Annotated in this window: 18 protein-coding genes; 9 read left to right on the top strand and 9 right to left on the bottom strand. The window is 70.9% G+C overall.

Going from position 1 to position 18,833, the window contains the following annotated elements:
• On the bottom strand, positions 1-840 hold an 840-nt coding region (locus tag VF665_RS15975; protein ID WP_331054438.1), incomplete at its 3' end, for a UDP-N-acetylmuramate dehydrogenase.
• Positions 841-1,035: 195 nt separating this feature from the next.
• Here VF665_RS15975 and VF665_RS15970 point away from each other — a divergent pair.
• From VF665_RS15970 to VF665_RS15960, 3 genes are all read left to right on the top strand, one after another.
• On the top strand, positions 1,036-1,686 hold the full coding sequence (locus tag VF665_RS15970) for a glycogen-binding domain-containing protein (protein ID WP_331054437.1): 651 nt from the start codon (positions 1,036-1,038) through the stop codon (positions 1,684-1,686).
• Positions 1,683-2,765 carry a glycogen-binding domain-containing protein gene (locus VF665_RS15965; protein ID WP_331054436.1) on the top strand — a complete coding sequence of 361 codons (1,083 nt, stop codon included), beginning with the start codon at positions 1,683-1,685 and terminating at the stop codon, positions 2,763-2,765. Before VF665_RS15970 ends, VF665_RS15965 begins: the two co-directional genes overlap by 4 nt.
• Positions 2,766-2,827: 62 nt before the next feature.
• Positions 2,828-3,490, top strand: a complete 663-nt coding sequence (locus VF665_RS15960; protein WP_331054435.1) for a hypothetical protein — start codon at positions 2,828-2,830, stop codon at positions 3,488-3,490.
• A 274-nt stretch (positions 3,491-3,764) separates the two neighbouring features.
• On the opposite strand, the gene VF665_RS15955 is transcribed toward VF665_RS15960, so the two are convergent.
• Complete coding sequence (locus VF665_RS15955; protein WP_331054434.1) at positions 3,765-4,733, bottom strand: FAD-dependent oxidoreductase; 969 nt, start codon at positions 4,731-4,733, stop codon at positions 3,765-3,767.
• A gap of 241 nt (positions 4,734-4,974) precedes the next feature.
• On the opposite strand from VF665_RS15955, the gene VF665_RS15950 reads away from it, so the two are divergent.
• The gene (locus VF665_RS15950; RefSeq protein ID WP_331054433.1) at positions 4,975-5,577 is read left to right on the top strand and encodes a NifU family protein; all 603 of its coding nucleotides are present in this window, start codon (positions 4,975-4,977) and stop codon (positions 5,575-5,577) included.
• A 234-nt stretch (positions 5,578-5,811) separates the two neighbouring features.
• Positions 5,812-6,681, top strand: a complete 870-nt coding sequence (locus VF665_RS15945; RefSeq protein WP_331054432.1) for a type VI immunity family protein — start codon at positions 5,812-5,814, stop codon at positions 6,679-6,681.
• 480 nt (positions 6,682-7,161) lie between these two features.
• On the opposite strand, the gene VF665_RS15940 is transcribed toward VF665_RS15945, so the two are convergent.
• The 3 genes from VF665_RS15940 to VF665_RS15930 form a co-directional block, all read right to left on the bottom strand.
• Positions 7,162-7,416, bottom strand: a complete 255-nt coding sequence (locus tag VF665_RS15940) for a hypothetical protein (protein WP_331054431.1) — start codon at positions 7,414-7,416, stop codon at positions 7,162-7,164.
• 91 nt (positions 7,417-7,507) lie between these two features.
• Positions 7,508-10,417, bottom strand: a complete 2,910-nt coding sequence (locus tag VF665_RS15935) for a glutamate-cysteine ligase family protein (RefSeq protein ID WP_331054430.1) — start codon at positions 10,415-10,417, stop codon at positions 7,508-7,510.
• Entirely contained in the window at positions 10,414-11,205 is a 792-nt protein-coding gene (locus tag VF665_RS15930) for a hypothetical protein (protein ID WP_331054429.1), read from the bottom strand. The genes VF665_RS15935 and VF665_RS15930 overlap by 4 nt, the downstream gene beginning before the upstream one ends.
• Before the next feature lie 158 nt (positions 11,206-11,363).
• Here VF665_RS15930 and VF665_RS15925 point away from each other — a divergent pair, with 158 nt between their 5' ends.
• The 3 genes from VF665_RS15925 (at position 11,364) to VF665_RS15915 (ending at position 15,550) form a co-directional block, all read left to right on the top strand.
• A complete protein-coding gene (locus VF665_RS15925) occupies positions 11,364-11,687 on the top strand; it encodes an ATP-dependent Clp protease adaptor ClpS (RefSeq protein WP_331054428.1) in 324 nt (107 codons plus the stop codon).
• 7 nt (positions 11,688-11,694) lie between these two features.
• Entirely contained in the window at positions 11,695-13,983 is a 2,289-nt protein-coding gene (locus VF665_RS15920) for an AAA family ATPase (protein WP_331054427.1), read from the top strand.
• 280 nt (positions 13,984-14,263) lie between these two features.
• Entirely contained in the window at positions 14,264-15,550 is a 1,287-nt protein-coding gene (locus VF665_RS15915) for a tetratricopeptide repeat protein (protein WP_331054426.1), read from the top strand.
• Positions 15,551-15,624: 74 nt separating this feature from the next.
• On the opposite strand, the gene VF665_RS15910 is transcribed toward VF665_RS15915, so the two are convergent.
• Positions 15,625-15,831, bottom strand: coding sequence for a hypothetical protein (locus VF665_RS15910; RefSeq protein ID WP_331054425.1), 207 nt, complete (start codon positions 15,829-15,831; stop codon positions 15,625-15,627).
• 252 nt (positions 15,832-16,083) lie between these two features.
• Between VF665_RS15910 and VF665_RS15905 the strand changes: the two genes are divergently transcribed.
• Complete coding sequence (locus VF665_RS15905; RefSeq protein WP_331054424.1) at positions 16,084-16,800, top strand: helix-turn-helix domain-containing protein; 717 nt, start codon at positions 16,084-16,086, stop codon at positions 16,798-16,800.
• A gap of 76 nt (positions 16,801-16,876) precedes the next feature.
• Here VF665_RS15905 and VF665_RS15900 read toward each other — a convergent pair whose 3' ends face one another.
• From VF665_RS15900 to VF665_RS15890, 3 genes are all read right to left on the bottom strand, one after another.
• The gene (locus VF665_RS15900; RefSeq protein WP_331054423.1) at positions 16,877-17,623 is read right to left on the bottom strand and encodes a 4'-phosphopantetheinyl transferase family protein; all 747 of its coding nucleotides are present in this window, start codon (positions 17,621-17,623) and stop codon (positions 16,877-16,879) included.
• Positions 17,613-18,395 (bottom strand): thioesterase II family protein, encoded by a 783-nt coding sequence (locus tag VF665_RS15895; protein WP_331054422.1) that lies wholly within the window; start codon positions 18,393-18,395, stop codon positions 17,613-17,615. Before VF665_RS15895 ends, VF665_RS15900 begins: the two co-directional genes overlap by 11 nt.
• Before the next feature lie 85 nt (positions 18,396-18,480).
• A partial coding sequence (locus VF665_RS15890; protein WP_331054421.1) for an acyl-CoA dehydrogenase family protein occupies positions 18,481-18,833 on the bottom strand: 353 nt, incomplete at its 5' end.

Here is an 18,833-nt window from a genome sequence, read left to right as displayed (position 1 = left end):
GTTGACCATGATGTTCGCGTGGATCGGGGAGATCTGCGCGCCGCCGTGGCGGTGGCCCTTGAGGCCGCACTGGTCGATGAGGCGGCCTGCGCCAACGCCCTCGATCTTCTTGAAGATCGAGCCGGCGCTCGGGTGCACCTGGAGCCACGGGTGGCGGGCGCCGCGCCACGACAGGTTCTCGTGGAGGACGCGGTGCAGCCGCTCCTGGTCGCCCGGCTCCAGCCGGAACGTGGCGGCGAGGACGACGTCCCGGCGGTGGTGGAAGATCGTGTCGTCGTAGCCGAACTGGACGTACCCGGCATCGACCGTCCGCCGATCGCCCTCCTCGGTCAGGATGTCGCACGACTCGAACACCTCGGCGATGAACATCGTGCGCTCCCGCTCCGGCGGCGGCGACAGGAAGTGCAGGTTCTGCCACACCGCCCCGCCCACCGTGCTGGGGATGCCCACGTAGTGCTGCAGCCCGCCCAGCCCCTTCGCGACCGTCATCTGGATGAGGTCGTGGTAGATCTTTACGCCGGAGCCGGCCTTGACGCGGGTGTCGTCCAGCCACTCCACGTGCTCCACCTCGTTCTTGATCACCAGCCCGCGGAACCCCTTGTCGCCCACCAGAATGTTGGCGCCCAAGCCCAGCAGGAAGAACGGGATGCCCAGGTCGCGGGCGGTGCGCACCGCCTCGGCCAGCTCCTCCTGGTTGAGCGCGCGGTACATGAGGTCCGCGGGGCCGCCGATCTTGAAGGTGGTGTGGGGCGCCAGCACGGCGTCGCGCTCCAGCCGGTCGTCCCCCAGCCGCGCGGCGATCTCGGAAACGGGCAGGTCCAGGGCTTTCGTGACAGACATCCGCTCGACAGGTTGCAGGTGAGGCGGGCGAAGCTCGCGCGCGGGGCCGCGGTTTGCAAGGCGGGTGCCCCGCGCGGACCCGCCGTCCCGCCGCGTGGTATCATTTCCGCGAAGCAGCGGCATTCGGGTGACCCGGCGGGCGCCCGATCGTCTGATCCCTTGCACGCTCCCGCCGCGCTTTTCCGCACAAGGCCCATGAACGACCGCATCCACCGCGTCCTGGACGGCGACCTGCCCTCCGGCGCGCTGATTCCCGACGAACGCGCCCGCGCCGAAGCCCTGGCGCGCGTGCTGGACCGCGCCGCCGCGCCCCTCCGCGGCGCGCCCGCGCCGGACCTGGCGTCGCGCGTGATGGCCGCGCTCCCCGCCGCGGCGCCGCGCCGCACCCCGTGGCAGCGCGCCGTACGGTGGCTGTGGACGCCGCGCCCCATCCGCCTGCGCCCGGCGTACGCGCTCGGCGGCGGGCTGTGCGCCGCGGCGCTGGCCGCCGTGGCCGTGCCCGCGGCCATGGACCGGGACCAGGCGCCCGTCGCGGCCGTGCAGGCGCCCATCGACCGTCCGGCCTCCGGCGAACCTCTCGTCTACGTGCAGTTCCGGCTGGAGACGAGCGCGCGGCAGGTAGCGCTCGCGGGATCGTTCACCGGGTGGCAGCCCACGCTGGTGCTGCGGCAGACGGAGCCCGGCGTGTGGACGGCCCTGGTCCCGCTGCGCGCGGGCGTGCACGACTACGTCTTTGTGGTGGATGGAAAGAAGTGGGTCGCGGACCCGCACGCGCCGCAGGTGGACGACAGCTTCGGCGGCACCAACAGCCGCATCTCCCTTCCGCCGGTGAGCGCCTCCGCGTGAACCGTGCGCTCTCTGCCGTCGCCGCCGCGCTGATCGCCTTCTCACCCGCCGCGGCGCAGGGGTGGACGGTGCAGGCCGGTGCCGGACGCGCCGTGCACGACCCCGTCGCCGCCCGCGTCGCCAGCACCTCCGCCTCGCTGGGCGTGGGGTACGACGGCGCGCGGCAGTGGGCCTACCTGTCCGGCGGCGTGCCGGTGCAGGGCGAAGGGCCGGGCTGGGGCGCGGCGGGGTTCGGAGGATGGGTGCCCGTGGTGCGCGCCGGCGCCGCGGAGGCGGGGCTGTCGGCGGCTCTGCAGGGCTACGCCTTCGGCGCCACGGGGCCCAACGAGGCGGGCCGGGGCGGCAGCGTGCAGCTTCTGCCCACGGTGGCCTGGCGCGCCGGGGGGATGACGGCTACCGCGCGCTCCGGGGTGAGCGCCGCCGTGGACGCCATCAGCGATGCGGCGGGCACGCGTGTCTTTCTGGACAGCGACGCCCGGCTCGCCGCCACCATGGCGGACGGCGTGGAAGTGGGGGCGGGGGCGCGGCTGGTGGCGGGCGAGGGCGGCCGGTGGCCGTACGCCGGCGCCACCGCCGAAGTGCGCAGGCCGTGGGGCGGGGGATGGGCGTACGGAGGCCGCTGGCTGGCCAGCGACCATCCGGATCCCGCGGCCGCCTGGGGTGCGGGCCTACGCGTGCGCGTGCTGCGCGCCACGGAGGTGCAGGCGTCCGTGCGGCAGGAGCCGTTCGATCCCCTGTACTGGAGCACCCCGCGGCGCACGTGGAGCGTGCAGCTTTCGCGGTCGCTGCGGCGCCCCGCCCCCGTGCCGGGGCCGCGCATCCGCCAGGGCGTGGCGGTGTTCCGCATGCCCCGGGCAGAGGCGGACTCCGCGGCGCCCTCCGTGGTGGGCGCGTTCAACGGGTGGGTGCCGGTGCCCATGCAGCGGGAGGGCGATGCGTGGGTCGCGCGCATTCCCGTGCAGCCCGGCGCGTACCACTACGCCTTCCGCACGGCGGCGGGCGAGGTGGTGCTGCCCCCCGGCGTGCAGACGGTGGACGACGGTTTCGGTAGCAGGTCGGCCGTGCTGGTGGTTCCGTGACGCGCCGCGGGGTCGGATCGTCAATCGTGTGGAAGGCAGGATCGGCAATTCCCGGAAACACCATGAACACCCTTCGGATCTACGCGGTTCTGATGCTGGCGCTGGCGGGGGCTCCCCCCGCGGCGCAGGCGCAGACGCCTGAACAACGCATTGAGGCGGCGCGCCGGTCGGCGGCCACTTCGGGCATTCCCGTGCAGCTGCTGGAAAGCAAGGTGGCCGAGGGGCGCGCCAAGGGCGTGCCCATGGACCGCATTGCCGCCGCGGTGGAGCACCGGCTGTCCGCGCTGAACCGCGCCCGCGAGGTGATGGCCGGCACGGCGGTGACCCCCGCGGACCTGTCCGTGGGCGCCGACGCGCTGGACGCCGGGGTAGAGGCGGAGGCGCTGCGGCAGGTGACCGCCGCCGCTCCCGCCGACCGCCGGGCCATGGCCATCGCCGTGCTGACGGAGCTGGTGAGCAACGGCGAAAGCTCGGCGCGCGCGCTGGCCCGGGTGAGCGCGGCGCTGCGCGGCGGCCCCGAGGCGCTCCGGCGGCTTCCCGGCGAGGCCGCGTCCGAGAACTCGCGGCGCGGCACGCCTCCGGGGCGCGATCCGTCGCGCGCGGAGGGCGGCCAGGGGCGTGGCCGCGGCGGCCCGCCCGCTTCCGTTCCGGGCGCCACCCACCGCCCGGACAATGGCGGCGGGCGCGGTGGAAACGGCGGCAACGGTGGCGGCAAGAAGCCCTGAGACGGCCGGGGTACCGTTGGATGCTGAAGCGTAGGTTTCAAGGCGGCGGGCGCGGATGCGCCCGCCGCCTCTCTTTGCCCTGCGGAGCGGAGTGGCGATGCACGCGCTCGTGTTCGACCGGTTCGGCGGGCCGGAAGTGCTGGAGAGAGGTCACGGACCCGTACTCCGTCCCCGGCACGCACTGGTGCGCCCTGGGCTTTCTGGAGAGCCCGCGGCGCCGGGCAAGGTGCTCCTGATCTCCTGATCCGCCGCGCGGGGACGTGCGGCTGGCCGGTCACTCCGCGAGCGAGGCCGCCTCGTCCGCGCAGCCCCAGGCGACGGTGACGCCGCTGCCGCCGTGGCCGTAGTTGTGGATGACGGCGCGCCCATCCCCCACCTCCTCACGCTCCAGGCGCACCTCGGGGCGGCCGGGACGCAGGGCGGCGCGGTGCTCCAGCACCTCCGCATCCGCCAGCGACGGCTCGAACCGCGCGCAGCGGGCCAGGATCTCTTCCGCCGTGTGCGCGTCCGTGTCCAGGCGCCCGTCGTGCATCTGCGCGGTGCCGCCCAGGATCACGTCGTCCGCGCGCGGAACGATGTACACCGGCTCCGCGCCCGGGCTCACGGCCAGCCAGAACCGCTCGATCCCCGGATTGCGGACGCGGATGATCTGCCCGCGGATGGGATGCACCGACGAATCGCCCACCAGCACGCCCGCCGCGAGCCCGGTGCAGTTCATCACCGTTGTCGCGGCGAAGATGGCGTCGTCCAGCGTGCGGGCGCGCCGCGGCTCCGTCTGCACCCCCAGCGCCTCCAGCCGCGCCGCCAGCCAGGCGAGGTAGACGGGCATCTCCGCCACGGGAAGCCGCAGTTCGTGCGCGTCCGTGTATTCCGGGAACTGCGAAGGAATGGTGCGCCGCGGAACGACGTCCATCTCCGCGATCGTCCAGATGGGGTCCGGCGCGCCGTTCCACACCTCCGTCCCGTCCACGTCGCGCACGCCGGATGCGGGATCGGCCGCGTCGCGCAGCAGTTGCTCGCGGGTGCGCAGGGCCCAGCGCGCCACGCGGTCCAGCGGCGCCGCCTTGTACGGGTACCAGATGGCCGCCGCGGCGGAGGAGACGATGGAGTGCACCGCGTCCGGCCCCCAGACGCGGACGCGGCGCCCGCGCTCCGCCAGGCGGATGGCCGTGGTGAGCCCGATGACGCCGGCGCCCAGCACCAGCACGTCGGCATCGCGGGAGGCGGAAACGGCGTTGGACATCGGTGAACCGGGTTGGTCGTGATCAGCGGTGGCCGCGGAACGCTATCCGGCCCGCCGCGCCGCGCGCAAGCTCGCGCGCCCCGGTCCCGCACTCCCACACTCAGCACTCCGCACTCCGCACTCCGCACTCCGCACTCCGCACTCAGCACTCAGCACTCAGCACTCAGCACTCTCCCCTTGTGCGAACCGCCGCGCGGGGTGAGTGTATGCGCTCCGGGACCGGAACAGGCACAGAGGAACGATGATTCAGCTTACCGACGCGGCGCGCGACAAGATCAGCACCCTGGTGGATGCCGAGGTGGTGCGCGACCCCGCGCTTCGCATTACGCTGCGCGACGGCAGCAAGCCCATGGACCGCGCGTACCAGATTTCGCTGGTGGAGCGCGAGGACAAGGAAAAGACGGAGATCGCCATCAATCTGGAAGGCATCCGCGTCTTTCTGAACCTGGACACCAGCAACCTGCTGAGCGGCGCCAGCGTGGACTGGAGCGACCAGGATGGCGGGTTCAGCGTCGATACGCCGCGCCCCTCCGCCCCCAGCGCCCCGCCCACGGTGACCTCGTCCGGCTCGGGCGGCGCGTCCGGCCCGCTGGCGGAAAAGGTGCAGCTGCTGTTCGACGAGATGGTGAACCCCCGCATTGCCTCGCACGGCGGCGCGGTGGAGCTGGTGGACGTGGCGGATGACACCATTTACGTGCGGATGACCGGCGGCTGTCAGGGCTGCGCGGCCTCGGCCATGACGCTGCGGCAGGGCATCGAGCGCATGGTGCGCGATGAGATCCCCGAAGTCCGCGAGATCGTGGATTTGACGGACCATGATGCGGGGGCGAACCCGTACTACTGAGCTTTCTCCTGTGCGAGAGCGGAAAGAATGCGGCCTTCGGCAGAAACCGCAGATCCGAGGAATCACCGCTCACGAACGCCTTCCCGGGGCCGCTGGATTGTTCCAGCGGCCCCGCTCTGCGTCTGTTCCGGCTCCCTGTCCAGCGACCCGATCACAGGTCCGCGTCGTTCGATTTCTGTGTGAGCTCGGACAAAGGCAGCTGGCACGATACGTGGCGGAATTGATGAAAGATGGATGAGTTTCGAGGTTTTCGCATCACGACCGAAATCCGAACGTACCAGTGAGGCGGAAATGATAGGAATTGCGGTCTATCACGGTCGCGACTTGAAGGAGCACCCGGCTCTCATCGAACCATTGCTCTCCGGCATGGCCGTCATCACAGGGGGCCAGCGCTTGGCGTATGTTAGCGGCATCCTGTCGGAATCCGGACTGCCTGGACGAGAAGCGAAACTTTCGAAGCAGAACTTGACTCGGATCATATCTGAACTGGCTTCAGGAAGCTACGAGGGTTTGGAACTGAACGAACACAAGCGTTCCGATCGCGAGAGGGGGACTGAAGGTGCCATGTTGGACCTACGCATCTCCCGGGATCCTCAGGCAGGCCCCTCCGCGGTGGCCCCCTATGCAGTATACATCCTGACCGCCGACGCTGCCGTCCAGACACCCGGCGAACTCGCATCCGGTGCGGTGTCGATCATCGAGATTCTGCAGAGTTCGTATGCGCTGGTCTACACTGGACCCAGCTTCAATGACGTTTTCGTGGAACTCACTGCGACGCCGATCTTCGCTTGGGATCACGAGTTTACTCCAGATGAGGCACTCCGTAGGGCGCGCTTGCTTGGACATCAGCTCGCGCGCGTGCATGTGGGTGCGCGGGTACGTGGAGCGTACTGGGGCAACTACTTGGGTCCCGATCTCGTCGATGCGCTTGGCGGTATGGCGCGCGTTCGCGAGGAAGCTCCCGTCGCAGCGATTCTGCCGTCGAGTGCGGGCGGAGTGTTTCTGCAGCTCACGAGCGATCCTGGAGATTTTTCCAATCCAGATTTTCCGGCGCGGCTCGCCCTCCTCGAACGGTACCTGGAGCCGATACGTATCTCAGGCTGAAGTGAAGCGTTCAAGCGCGACCATCGTGGTCTGCATGTACCTCGGGGGACGTGGCGTGGGCCATCGAGGGCAAGGACCAGCCCGGAAGCTCGAAACCCGTCCCTAGTCTCACGCGGGCGGAGTCGACAAGCCGCTGCTGACCACCAAAGAGAACGTGGGCAGCCTCGTGCCGCTTCAGGGCCGGGGAGGTGTGTATCTGACTCGTGGCCTGCACAGACGACCTGTCCAGCTTGAGAGCTTCAGGCGCGATAGGATTGCAGGCGTGCCTCGCAGGGCACCCCCAAGTTTTCGCGATCTGTTGATCCACCTAACTACAGCGATAAAGGCCAACCGATCCGAGGCAGCACAACGGTCGTGTGGGCGATCTCTTCAGCCCGCGGCAGTGGAGCCATGCTCGGCCCGGGCGGATCCTCGTGCCCAAGATGACAGCAAGGCGGGGTGCGCATCACGCACACCCCGCCTTTCGTCCTGCTCGGTCCTTCAGCCTACCAGCGTTCGCCTCCGCACCGGCTGGGCGCTGGTGCAGTACCGCTCCAGGTCGGCGGCCTCGGCGATCTCCCAGTCTTCCGGAATCGGCGACAGGCGCCGCTTCTGGTCCTGATGCTCAAAGCACAGCCAGCCGCCCTGCAGCCCCGGCGTGTACTGCCCGCTATCACACTCGGATTCGTAGGTCGGCACAATGCTCCACACCCGCCACTCCCGGCCGGACGAATCCGCGAAACTCCGCAAAGCCATCGTGCTCACCTCCGTTGAGTCAACGGCGCACCATGCAGGCCGCGTGCCAATTGTAACGGAGTCAAACGCCATCCCCGTAAGCGCTTAGGCCTCAGAGCCCGCGCCGCGCCCAGGGCTCGTTGGCCTCCAGGCACTCGATCAATTCGATGTAGATGCGGCGCGCCGCCTCCGTGAACGTCTCGTCGTCCGCGTCGGCGACCGGGGCCAGTTCCGCGCGGATCCGCTCGCTCAGCGTCCCCGTGCGGATCACCCGGCCCACCAGGTCCAGGTAGTGCGCCTCGTCGCGCCGCACCGAGCGGCGCGCGGACGACAGCAGCGCGTCCAGCACGTCGCGCACGTCGCACAGGCCGTCGGGGCCGCGCGGCGCGTCCAGGTGCGGAGCGTGCACCCGCGCCCGGCTGCCGTCGCGAATGCAGGCGCGAAAGTCCTGCACCAGCACCGCGTGGTCCGGAAGGTCCACCTTTCCATCCGCCACGCGCCCGGTCAGGTGCTTGAGCGCCGAACGCACGAACGAGGCGATCGCCACGTCCATCCGCACGCACTCCTGCGTATCCAGCACCCGCACCTCCATGGCCCGGCGCGAGAACTTGAAGACGGCGCCGCGGGCGTTGAAGAACTCGTGGCGAATCGCGCCCGTGTCCGGCAGCCGGTCCAGCGCGGCGTACATCGGCGCAAAGATCTTCTTTCGATAGTCCGCAAAGCTGTCCACGTACTCCGGCACCAGCTCCCCGCACGATTCCGGAATGCGCGCCTGGTGCTCCAGGATCCACGCCAGCCGCCCGTCCGCCGCGGGCTGCAGCTCGCCGTCGTACATCGGCGTGCTGGCGGCCAGGGCGGGAAGGTAGGGGATGAGCAGCGCCGACGCGGTGTGCATGGCGATGGCGTCCACCTCGCGCCCCAGCGGCAGGTTCAGGTGCGACGCCTGCACGTTCATCCACCCGTGCGTGCGGACGTCGAAGAGCCGCGCGTAGGTGGTGTAGACGCGCAGCCCGGAGCGCGTCCACAGCTTGCCCTTGCGCGGATCGAACCAGGGGTGCATCCCCGTGGGGAGCAGCCGCGCGCCGAACTCCGCGCGCAGCACGGCGGAAAAGCGCTGCACCCCTTCCGCCAGCACCCGCTCCGCCTCCAGGAGGCTGCGGACGGGCGCCTGCGTCTTGACCTCGAACACGTGGTCCGCGATCTCGTTGCTGAACCCCACCGCGCCCAGGTCCACGTCCGACGTCCCCCGTCCCGCCAGCGCCTTGAAGGCCGGCTCCACCAGCGACACCACGTTCAGGTCGCGGTCCACCGTGGGGTACTCCAGCTCCATCCCCGCCACCTCGAACGGCTTGAAGTGGCGCGCGTCCCGCTGGCCGGTTGAGGCGGAGGCGATCGGCTTGCGGATCTTTTCCAGCAGCACGGCCTCGGATTCCGCGTCCGTCCGCTGCGGCGCGGCGGCCTCGCGCTCCGGCGCCTGCTCGATGCGCTTCAAGAAGAACTCGATGACGTCCTGGTAGATGACGGCGCCGTCCGCCGCGTCGTCGTACCCGACGTCCAGGTTGGGGTTGTCGTTGATCTCGATCACCACGGGCCCGTCCGGCGTTTCCTTGAGGTCCACGCCGTACAGCCCGTCGCCGATGAGCGCGGCGGCGCGCAGGGCCAGCCCGGCGACCTCCGGCGGCGCCGCGTCGCGCGCCACCGCCTCCACGCGGCCGTAGCGCTCCTTGCCCGCGGCCGTTTCTGCCCGGATCTGCCAGTGCCCCCGCGCCATGTGGTAGCGCGCGGCGAACAGCACGCGCCCGTCCAGCACCGTCACCCGCCAGTCGTAGTCCGTGGGCAGGAACTCCTGGGCGATGATCAGGGGCGAGCGGCGGAACATCTCGTCCGCGCGGCGCCGGAACTCGTCGTGCGACGACACCTTGTGCACCGCGGCGCTGAACGAGCCGTCCGGCAGCTTGATGACCACGGGGAGCCCCAGCTCCGCCACGTCGTGCCAGGGCGTGTGCCGCGTCACGATGCGCGTGCGCGGCGTGGGGATCCCCTCGCGGCGCAGCAGCTCCTCCAGAAACACCTTGTTGCCGCACCGGATGATCGACTGCGAATCGTCCACCACCGGAATCCCCAGCGCCTCCGCCCGCAGCGCGAACTGAAAGGCGGGCTCGCTCACCCCCGTGAGCGCGCGGATGAAGAGCGCGTCGTACTCCGGCAGCTTGTGCATCTCGTCCACGCCGATGCGGCGCAGGTGCACGTTCATGCGCGCCGCCACCCGCTCCAGCCGGTCCAGCGTCTCCGGGCTGGACGGGCTGAACGGGTCGTTGGCGTCGTGCAGCACGGCAATGGAGGCGCGCCGCTCTTCCCGCGCCTCCTGCGCGCCCCGGCGCAGCACGCGGCGCGGGTCGCCCAGAACCTCCACCAGCCGCGCGGACTCCGCCTCGTCCAGCAGGTGCACGGGGACGGCGGCCACCTCCGTGACCTTCCACTCGCCCTCTTCCCGCGCCAGCCGCAGCCGCATGACGGGCGCGGAGCACTCGCGGTACACGTACAGCGCCGTGTTGCGGAACCGCGCGTCCTCCGCCCCGCCCAGCAGCACGAGGGTCTGCGCCAGCTCGTCTTCGCGCGCGGGGCGGCACACCCACGCGCCCTCCTCGCACACGCGCACCACCGTCGCCGCATCGTCCTCCGCCAGCTCCGCGGAGCGGCGGCGAGAGGCCATCTCCTCCGGATCCACCGTGGGGACGCCGGCCTCCTGAAGGATGCGGAACAGGTTGTTGGGCTTGGCGAGCTGCTCGCTTTCCTCCACGCTGGGCACGGCGTGCTGGCCCCGCGCGTCGGCCAGCAGCGAGACGTAGTACCCTTCGCTGCCGTACGCCCACGAGCGGCACAGGTTCACCACCAGGGCGCGCGGGTCCGCCAGCTCGGCGCCGCCTTCCAGGTAGCGCTCCGCGGGGACGGCGACGTTGGCCGGCAGCCCCCGCGCGTCCGCCGGATCGCTCACGACGGCCAGAATTCGGGTGCGGTTCACGCGGCCCCCTCGTCCCCCGGCCACAGCTCCAGCAGCACCGCGTCATACGTCACGTCGCCCAGCAGGATGGCGTTGATGAGCCGCTGTCCGTCCACCACCTGCCGCCCGTCCGGCGACACGGGCACGTGCTCCGCCGGGTCGCGCAGGCTGAAGCGGCGCCCCCAGTGCTCGTATCCCACGATGACCACGAAGTGGCCCGTGGGCTCGCCCGCCACGTCGTCCGGCACCAGCTCGTCGTCCGGCGTCTGCCGCTCGCGCATGAAGTTGTACAGATAAGTGGCAGAAAGCCCGGCCAGCACCGGGTGCTCGCGGTCGATGATGCGCCGCAGCAGCGCGGGGGTCAGGTCCTGAAAGGCGATCTCGCCCCCCATCTCCAGAAACTCCAGGTAGGCGCGCGCGGCACGCAGCCGCTTTCCGTCCCGCAGGTGCGGAAAGCGCGCGTGGATCTTTTCCTTGAGCCCGCCGCGGTCCAGCCGGTCCCAGGTGGGGTCAAAGATCTGCAGGTCGTACGAGTAGATGCGCGCCTGAAAACCTCGACGCAGCGCCGAGATGCCCAGAAAGACGGCGAGGGTGCCCCCGTCGTCGTTGCGGTCGATCTCTCCCAGCACCTCGTCGCCGCCCAGCCGCAGCCCGTAGAAGTCGTAGACCTTGCGCAGGCAGGTGGGCCCGCAGGTTACGTCGTCCGGCTGCAGAAAGCGCTGCACCCGCAGTTCGTGCGCAAACCGCTCCTCCTGCTCGCGCCGGTCGTCGTCCGGCAGCGGCGGAGCCGCGCCCAGCATGTCCGTCATCGTGTGGCGCCGCCCATCCCCCGGAATGCGTCGCGGGCACCGAACGGGCGCCCGCCAGAAGCGCGGGACACTGGCAACGCGCGTACCACCATCCCGCGCCGTGCCCCATTCTTGCGCGCCGCAGTAGATTGCAGTCCGGTCACCCGTGTACAAGGTTCATGTCCAATCCCGACGTCCCCACCCGCGAAGGCCAGCCGGACCTGGCCGTGCAGGAGCGCACCCGCACGGCGCACCCGCGCATGCACCGCGTGCTGCTGCACAACGACGACTACACCACCATGGAATACGTGGTGGACGTGCTGATGCGGCACTTCGGGCGCACCGAGCCCGAGGCGCTCAAGATCATGCTGCAGGTGCATCACCGGGGGGTGGGCGTGGCCGGGGTCTACACGCGGGACGAGGCAGAAACACGCGCCGCCGAGGTGATGAACGAGGCGCGGGGCCGCGGCTTTCCGCTGCGCCTTTCGACGGAGCCGGAGTAACCCACGAATGCCGCAGCCCGCACTTCGCCCCGAGCTGGAAATCAGCCTGCAGTTCGCCGTGCTGGACGCCGCCCGCCGCGGCCACGCCTACGCCGGCCTGGAGCACCTGCTGTTCGCCCTGCTGCAGGACGACGGCACCGCCCACGCCCTGCGCGGCGCCGGCGCCGACGTGCAGAAGCTGGGGTCGCGGCTGGAGCGCTTCCTTTCCGAGCAGATCCAGTCCGGCGACGGCCCGCGCGACACCAGCACCCCCACCCTCGCGTTCCGCCGCGTGCTGCAGGACGCGGTGCTGCAGGCCTACCGCTCCGGCCGCGACGAGGTGACCGGCGCGCACGTCCTGGTGAGCATGTACGACGAGTCGGAAAGCTTCGCCGTCCACTTTCTGGGCGAGGCGGGCGCGGACCGGCTCCGGCTCATGCAGGCCGCCTCGGACCCCGGCGCGGGCGAGCCGGAGCCCGTCACCGCGGGCGCGGGGGGAGAGGAGGAGGCAGGCAAGGACGCGCTGAGCCGCTTTGCCCTGAACCTGAACCGGCAGGCGGCGGAGGGGCGGCTGGACCCGGTGATCGGCCGCGACAGGGAAATCACCCGCGCCATCCACGTCCTGGCCCGCCGCCGCAAGAACAACCCGCTCTTCGTGGGCGACCCCGGCGTGGGAAAGACGGCGCTGGCGCAGGGGCTGGCGCTGCGCATTCACGCGGGCGACGTCCCCGCGCCCCTGCGCGGCGCGGAGATCTTTTCGCTGGACGTGGGCGCGCTGCTGGCGGGAACGCGGTACCGCGGCGACTTCGAGGAGCGGCTCAAGGCCGTGCTGCGCGAGATCGAGCAGCGGCCGGGCGCGGTGCTGTTCATCGACGAAATCCACACGCTGGTGGGCGCGGGAAGCACCAGCGGCGGGGCGATGGACGCCAGCAACCTGCTCAAGCCCGCGCTCGCCGCCGGGCTGCGCTGCATGGGGAGCACCACGTGGGAGGAACTGCGCTCGCACTTTGAAAAGGACCGGGCGCTCGCGCGGCGCTTCCAGAAGGTGGAGGTCGCCGAACCCTCCGTGGACGACACCGTCCTCATCCTGCAGGGGCTGCGCGAGCGGTACGAGAGCTTTCACGGTGTCCGCTACACGGACGAGGCCCTGCGCGCCGCCGCGGAGCTTTCCGCCCGCCACCTGCACGACCGCCGCCTTCCCGACAAGGCCATCGACCTGATGGACGAAGCCGGCGCCGAGGTGCGCCTCGCCGCGCCGGAACTTGTCACCTCCGCGGTTCCGGAGGACGGGGGCGCGGATGCGGTGGAGGAAACAGCGGTCGGCCCGCGGCCGGAAGTGGGCGTTCAGACGGTGGAGCGCATCCTGGCGGGGATGGCCAACATCCCCCCGCGCACGGTTGCGGGGAACGAGCGCGAGCGGCTGCGCGGGCTGGAAGCGGAGCTGCGGGCGCGCGTCTTCGGCCAGGACGCGGCCATCGCGCAGCTCGCCTCGGCCATCAAGCTGGCGCGCGCGGGGCTGGGCGATCCGCGCAAGCCGGTGGGCTCGTACCTGTTCACGGGGCCCACGGGGGTGGGCAAGACGGAGGTGGCGCGCTCGCTGGCCGAAGTGCTGGACGTGGAGCTGATTCGCTTCGACATGAGCGAGTACATGGAGCGCCACACCGTCAGCCGGCTGATCGGCGCGCCGCCGGGCTACGTGGGATTCGACCAGGCCGGCCTGCTGACCGAGGCCGTGAACCGCGCGCCGCACTCCGTGGTGCTGCTGGACGAGATTGAAAAGGCGCATCCCGACGTGTTCAACCTGCTGCTGCAGGTGATGGACTACGGCAAGCTGACGGACAACAACGGAAAGCAGTCCGACTTCCGCAACGTGGTGCTCATCATGACCAGCAACGTGGGCGCCGAAGACCTTACGCGGCGGCGCCCCGGATTCGTGGCCGCCGATGCCGCGGGCGGCGACGACGGCGGGGCGTACGAGCGCACCTTCTCGCCCGAGTTCCGCAACCGCCTGGACGCGCGCATCGGCTTCGCGCCGCTCTCGCGCGAGGTCATGGAGCGCATCGTGGAGCGGGCGCTTGGCGAATTGCGGCAGCGTCTGGCGGATCGCGGCGTGGAGCTGCGCGTGAGCGACGAGGCGCGCGGCTGGCTGGCCGAGCACGGGCACGATCCGGCCAACGGCGCGCGCCCCCTTGCCCGGCTCATCCAGGACCGCGTCGCCCGGCCGCTGGCGGACGAACTTCTCTTTGGATTGCTGGCGGATGGGGGTGTAGCGACCGTGCGGCTGGAGGGGGGTGAACTCAGGGTGCTGTCGGAGTAGCACACCCGGAAACCGCCGCTCGTATCACACCGGTCGCAGCGATGGACCCCAAATTGCGACAGAGTGTACAAAGCGGCAATCAGTAGCCGACAGGACTTCGCCTGAAGCGGGCCGTTGTAGCAGCGCAGGGTTGACTCTGTTCACTGTTCAGGGCACAACCCGCGGTTTTGCAAGAAAATAGTGGCGTGATCACACTTACTTGCATATAGTATACAGCGTCACGAACAGGTACCGTTTTCGGGAACAGAGACACACCCTCATAGCACGGAGCATTCGGGGAATGAAAACATCCAGGACCAAGGCCGAGGACCGCGTGCCTCGCCGCTGGCGGACCCCTCCGCCCCTTACCCGCGGATCGGAGTCGCTGGAGGGAATGGAGATTCTCCGTGAGGTCGGGGGTGAGGTGGGCATCCTGCTCTGGCAGGCGTACCGCAACGTGATGTTCTGGTCCACTACCGACGCGGGCGAGCGCGGGCAGCTGTTCGCGCCTGACGCGGGAACCCGCCGCCGGGCGGAGATCGCGGAGGCGCGGGTGCCGGAGCGTCTGGCCGCGGCGCTGGAGAGTGTGGCCGCCATGCTGGAGGCGCCGGAAGCCACCAGCGGCGACCGCGTGGCGCAGGCGTGCACCGACGTGGCGCAGTGGGCCGAGGACGAGGGCCACATGAACACGGGGCTGGCGTACGCGCAGGCCGCCGCGGTGGCTTCGCCGGGCCGTGCCCGCCTTGCGCTGGCCGTGGGGCAGCTTGCCCGCCGCCGCGCCGAGCTGGCCCGCGCCGAGACGTGGTTCCGCCACACCATCATGATCGGCCGCCAGACGGGCGACTGGGATTCGTACTCCCGCGCGTACATCGCGCTGGGCAACATGCTGATCTCGCGCGGCAACTTCCCCGGCGCGCACCGCATGCACATCAAGGCTCTCCGCGCCGCCCGCCGCAAGGGCATGCCGGAGATCCAGGGCATGGCGCTGCACGACCTGTTCGTGATCGCGGTGGAAACCTCGCGAGACGAGCAGGCCGAGGAGTACGCGCGGCAGGCGTTCCGGGCATACGGGCCGTCGCACGTCTCGGTGCCCGCGCTCGCGCACGACGTCGCGTACTTCTGGATGCAGCGTGGCTATTTCGGCCGCGCGCTCGAGGTGTTCCAGGCGCTCGAACCGCACCTGTCCAGCCCGCGTGAGCGGCTGGTGCTGCTCTCGAACGCGGCTCGCGCGGCCGCGGGAACCGGGAATCGAGAGACGTTCCGGAAGGCGTGGACGCAGGTGTTCCGCCTCGCCAAGGACCCGGAGCTGCAAGCCGTCGTGCCGAACTCATTGATGGAACTTGCGCTGGGTGCCGCAAGCCTGAGCGAGTGGGACCGGGCCGAGCAGGCAGCAACCGAGTCGCTCGAGTTGGCCACGCGTGCAGGGCACGCGAAGGTGCGTTTCCGTGCCGAAGCACTGCTGGACTCCGTGCGGAACGGCCGGACCGCACAGGCGAACGTCGCGGTCAAGCCGTCCGCAAAGGCCGATGCGCTTGCGACGGAGATGGTGCGCAGCCTGGTGGACGCGCCAGTCACAGCGGGGGTCTGATCAGAAGAGAAAGGCTCCCCGCGGCAGTGCCGCGGGGAGCCTTTCTCTTTATCAAGAAGCCGCTGGTCGCGGACTCAGCCCCCCGAGCCGAGGAGCCCGTTGCAGAGCACGATCACCGTGCCATCGGCAGCCTTCTCGTAGGTGACGGTTCCGCTGCAGACGAAGTCGGCCTTCGCCGGGGCGTCGGTGGCCGGCTTGGCTTCCGGCGCGGTGACGGAGTTGGAGCAGGCGCCCAGGGTGGCGGCGGTTGCGGCGGCGAGGAACAGACGGGCCAGCTTCATGTGAACTCCGATGCAACGGAAAGGTGGAATTGGTCGATCAGGCGGGGCGCCCTTCGGCGTGAGATGAAGTTGTCTCCGAACCGCTCCCCGCACCCATCCGCTTGCGCCCCTCCACCGAGTATTATCCGACAAGTCATGCTCCGCGCCGCCAAACCCCTCCTGGTTCTGCACTCGAATGGTGCACTGCGCGAGCAGCTACGCCGTTTGGAGGCGCGCGGGTTCCGGTGTGCGTTTTCCGGCTCCTGGAGCCAGATGCGTGAAGCGGTGGCCGCCTCGCCCCCCGCCGCCATCCTGGTGGTGGACCCCTACGACGGCTCCCTGGCGCGCACCCCCGAACTGTGCGGCGACCTGCGCTCGCTGCTGCTGGAGTTTCCGTCGGCCACCGTGCTGGCGGCCATGGACGCGGACCCGGAGCGCTCGCGCGACCTGCGAACACTCGGTGAGTGGGGGGTGGCGGACGTGATCTGCCTGCGCGAGGACGATACGCAGGAGGCGCTGTACCGCCGCCTGCGCGCGGTGGAAGGGCGCACGCTGCAGAACCTGCTGCAGCGCACCCTGCCCGTGATGATCTCGGGGCGCGCGCGAATGCTGGTGATGACGGCGGCGGAGGTGGTGTCCGTAGGCGGCAAGGCGCGCGACCTGGCGCGGCGGCTGCACCTTTCGGAGCGGACGGTGCTGCGCTGGTCGGCGCGGGCGGGGCTCCCGGCGCCCAGGCGGATGATGGCATGGATGCGCATTCTGCTGGCTTCCGCGCTGCTGGACGACCCCGGCCGCAGCGTGCTCAGCGTGGCGCACGCCTGCGGCTACGCGTCAGACAGCAGCCTGCGGCGCGCCACGCAGGACTTTCTGCGTGCCGGGCCCACGGCGCTGCGCAGGGAAGGGGCGTTCGCCAAGGCGTCCGCGGCGTTCCTGAAGGAGCTCGCCGTCACCCGCGCGGCGGGCACCGGGCGGTACTCGCTCCGATTCTGATCGTCCCCGGTGAATGCGGAAAGCGCGGACGGCCAGCCGGCCGCCCGCGCTTCTGGTCGGGGAGCGCCGCCGCGTGTCAGGCGGCGTCGAAGTCGAACAGGCGCGGGGTCCATCCGCCGCCGCGCACCACCAGCGCGCCCACGTAGCCCGGGCCGGGGTGCAGCTCGCGCAGGGTCCAGCGGCCGGCCTCGTCCGGGTCGCCGCGGGTGGCGAGCAGGCGCGCGCGGTGGCCGGCGCGGAACTCCACGTCAAAGCGGTCCAGCGGCATCGACAATCCCTCGCCCACCGCCTGGATGTACGCCTCCTGGCGCGTCCAGCAGTGGAAGAACGCCACGTCGCGCTCGTGCTCCGGGAGGGCGGCGAACACCTCGTTCTCCGGCGCGGAAAAAAAGCGCCGCGCGATGTCGATGCCGTCCGGCATGGGCTTGAGCGCCTCCAGGTCCACGCCGATCTCGCGCCCGAGCGTCACGGCGCACAAGGCGAGGTCGCCCGCGTTGGAGACGTTGAAGCGCAGTTCATCCATCCCCCCGTCCAGCATGGGCTTGCCGTGCGCCGTCGTGCGGTACCGGTGCGCCGCGGGGGGCAGGCCGGTGTAGCGCGCCAGGATCTCGCGCTGCGCGCCGCGGCCGGCCACGAACGCCGTACGGTGCTCGTCGAAGCGAAAGCGGGCCGCCCGCGCGCGCTCGTCGGCGTCCAGGTGCGCCTCCATGCGCGCGAGCGCCGCCGCGGACGGCCGCAGGGAGGCGCGCCACACGTGCACCTCGTCCGCGCCCAGCGCCACCGCCCCCGCGGGGGCGGGGCTCCAGCGCTCGTCAGAACGCATGCGCGGGAGCGCGGGCCAGCACGGCGCGCAGTTCCTCGTTCAGCGAACGCAGCACCAGCGCGCGGTCGCCGTGCAGAAAGAAGTGGTCGCCGGGGAACATGCGGAAGCGGAACTCGCCTCCTGCCTGCTCGCGCCACGCCTCCACGTGCGCGGCGGGCACCTCGTCGTCGCGCTGCCCGCCCCATGCCACCAGCGGAAGCGCCAGCGGGGCCTCCGCCGTATACGTGTAGGCCTCGCCCAGGCGAAAGTCCGCGCGCAGCATGGGCATGAGCAGTTCCATGATCTCGCGGTTGGCCAGCACCTCCTCCGGCGTGCCGTTGAAGCGGCGAAGGGTGTCCAGGAACTCCGCGTCCGGCAGCGCGTGGATCGGCGCATCCAGGAGCGGAAGCTGAGGCGCGGGGCGGCCGGAGGTGATCAGCAGCCGCGGCATGGGCCCGCCCGCGCACCGCAGCGACCGGGTGAGCTCGAACGCCATCAGCCCGCCGTTGCTGTGGCCGAAGAAGGCGAACGGGCGGTCCATCCACGGGGCCAGTTCGCGGTGCATGGCGGCGACCATCTCCGCCATGTCGCCAATGGGCTGCTCCATCAGCCGGCCCTCGCGGCCGGGAGGCTGCACGGCCACCATCTCCACCGCGTCCGGCAGCTCCCTGGCCCACGGCGTAAAGACGCTCGCGCCGCCGCCGGCGTACGGAAAGCAGAAGAGCCGCAGGCGCGCGGCGGGGCGCGGCTGCGGAACGAGCGCCCACCCCTTCAGGGAGCCAGGTCGGTTCACGGATTCGTCTCCGGTGCAAACGTGCGGGCGCCGGGCCGGGGCGCGGGGCTCCGGTCCGGCGCAACGTGGATGGGGCCCGGCGCGGTCAGCCGGCGTGCGGCGCGGCTTCCAGCGCCCAGCGGCCAATGGTGACCTGCTGGATTTCCGTGCTCCCTTCGATGATCTCCATCACCCGTGAATCGCGCAGCAGGCGGTCCGCGGGGTACTGCTCCGTGCACCCGTTGGCGCCGTGCACCTGCACGCAGTCCAGCGCGGCGCGCGTGGCGGCCAGGGACGCGAAGTACTTGGCGTGGAACACCTCGCGCGCGGCCTCCGGATCGCCCGCGTCGCGCAGCCACGCGGCGTGGTGGCACAGCAGCCGGGCCGCGCGGAGGTCCGTGGCCATGTTGGCCAGCCGCCGCTGCACCAGCTGGTGCTCGCCGATCGGGACGCCGAACT

The organism is Longimicrobium sp. (assembly GCF_036387355.1).
GTDB lineage: Bacteria > Gemmatimonadota > Gemmatimonadetes > Longimicrobiales > Longimicrobiaceae > Longimicrobium.
This window is presented reverse-complemented; position numbering and strand designations above follow the sequence as displayed.

Excerpts from the sequence above, each read along its gene's own strand:
- VF665_RS15970 (WP_331054437.1), top strand. The coding sequence starts at position 1,036 with ATGAACGACCGCATCCACCGCGTCCTGGACGGCGACCTGCCCTCCGGC.
- VF665_RS15960 (WP_331054435.1), top strand. The coding sequence starts at position 2,828 with ATGAACACCCTTCGGATCTACGCGGTTCTGATGCTGGCGCTGGCGGGG.
- VF665_RS15955 (WP_331054434.1), bottom strand. The coding sequence starts at position 4,733 with ATGTCCAACGCCGTTTCCGCCTCCCGCGATGCCGACGTGCTGGTGCTG.
- VF665_RS15950 (WP_331054433.1), top strand. The coding sequence starts at position 4,975 with ATGATTCAGCTTACCGACGCGGCGCGCGACAAGATCAGCACCCTGGTG.
- VF665_RS15945 (WP_331054432.1), top strand. The coding sequence starts at position 5,812 with ATGAGTTTCGAGGTTTTCGCATCACGACCGAAATCCGAACGTACCAGT.
- VF665_RS15940 (WP_331054431.1), bottom strand. The coding sequence starts at position 7,416 with ATGGCTTTGCGGAGTTTCGCGGATTCGTCCGGCCGGGAGTGGCGGGTG.
- VF665_RS15930 (WP_331054429.1), bottom strand. The coding sequence starts at position 11,205 with ATGACGGACATGCTGGGCGCGGCTCCGCCGCTGCCGGACGACGACCGG.
- VF665_RS15925 (WP_331054428.1), top strand. The coding sequence starts at position 11,364 with ATGTCCAATCCCGACGTCCCCACCCGCGAAGGCCAGCCGGACCTGGCC.
- VF665_RS15920 (WP_331054427.1), top strand. The coding sequence starts at position 11,695 with ATGCCGCAGCCCGCACTTCGCCCCGAGCTGGAAATCAGCCTGCAGTTC.
- VF665_RS15915 (WP_331054426.1), top strand. The coding sequence starts at position 14,264 with ATGAAAACATCCAGGACCAAGGCCGAGGACCGCGTGCCTCGCCGCTGG.
- VF665_RS15910 (WP_331054425.1), bottom strand. The coding sequence starts at position 15,831 with ATGAAGCTGGCCCGTCTGTTCCTCGCCGCCGCAACCGCCGCCACCCTG.
- VF665_RS15905 (WP_331054424.1), top strand. The coding sequence starts at position 16,084 with ATGCGTGAAGCGGTGGCCGCCTCGCCCCCCGCCGCCATCCTGGTGGTG.
- VF665_RS15900 (WP_331054423.1), bottom strand. The coding sequence starts at position 17,623 with ATGCGTTCTGACGAGCGCTGGAGCCCCGCCCCCGCGGGGGCGGTGGCG.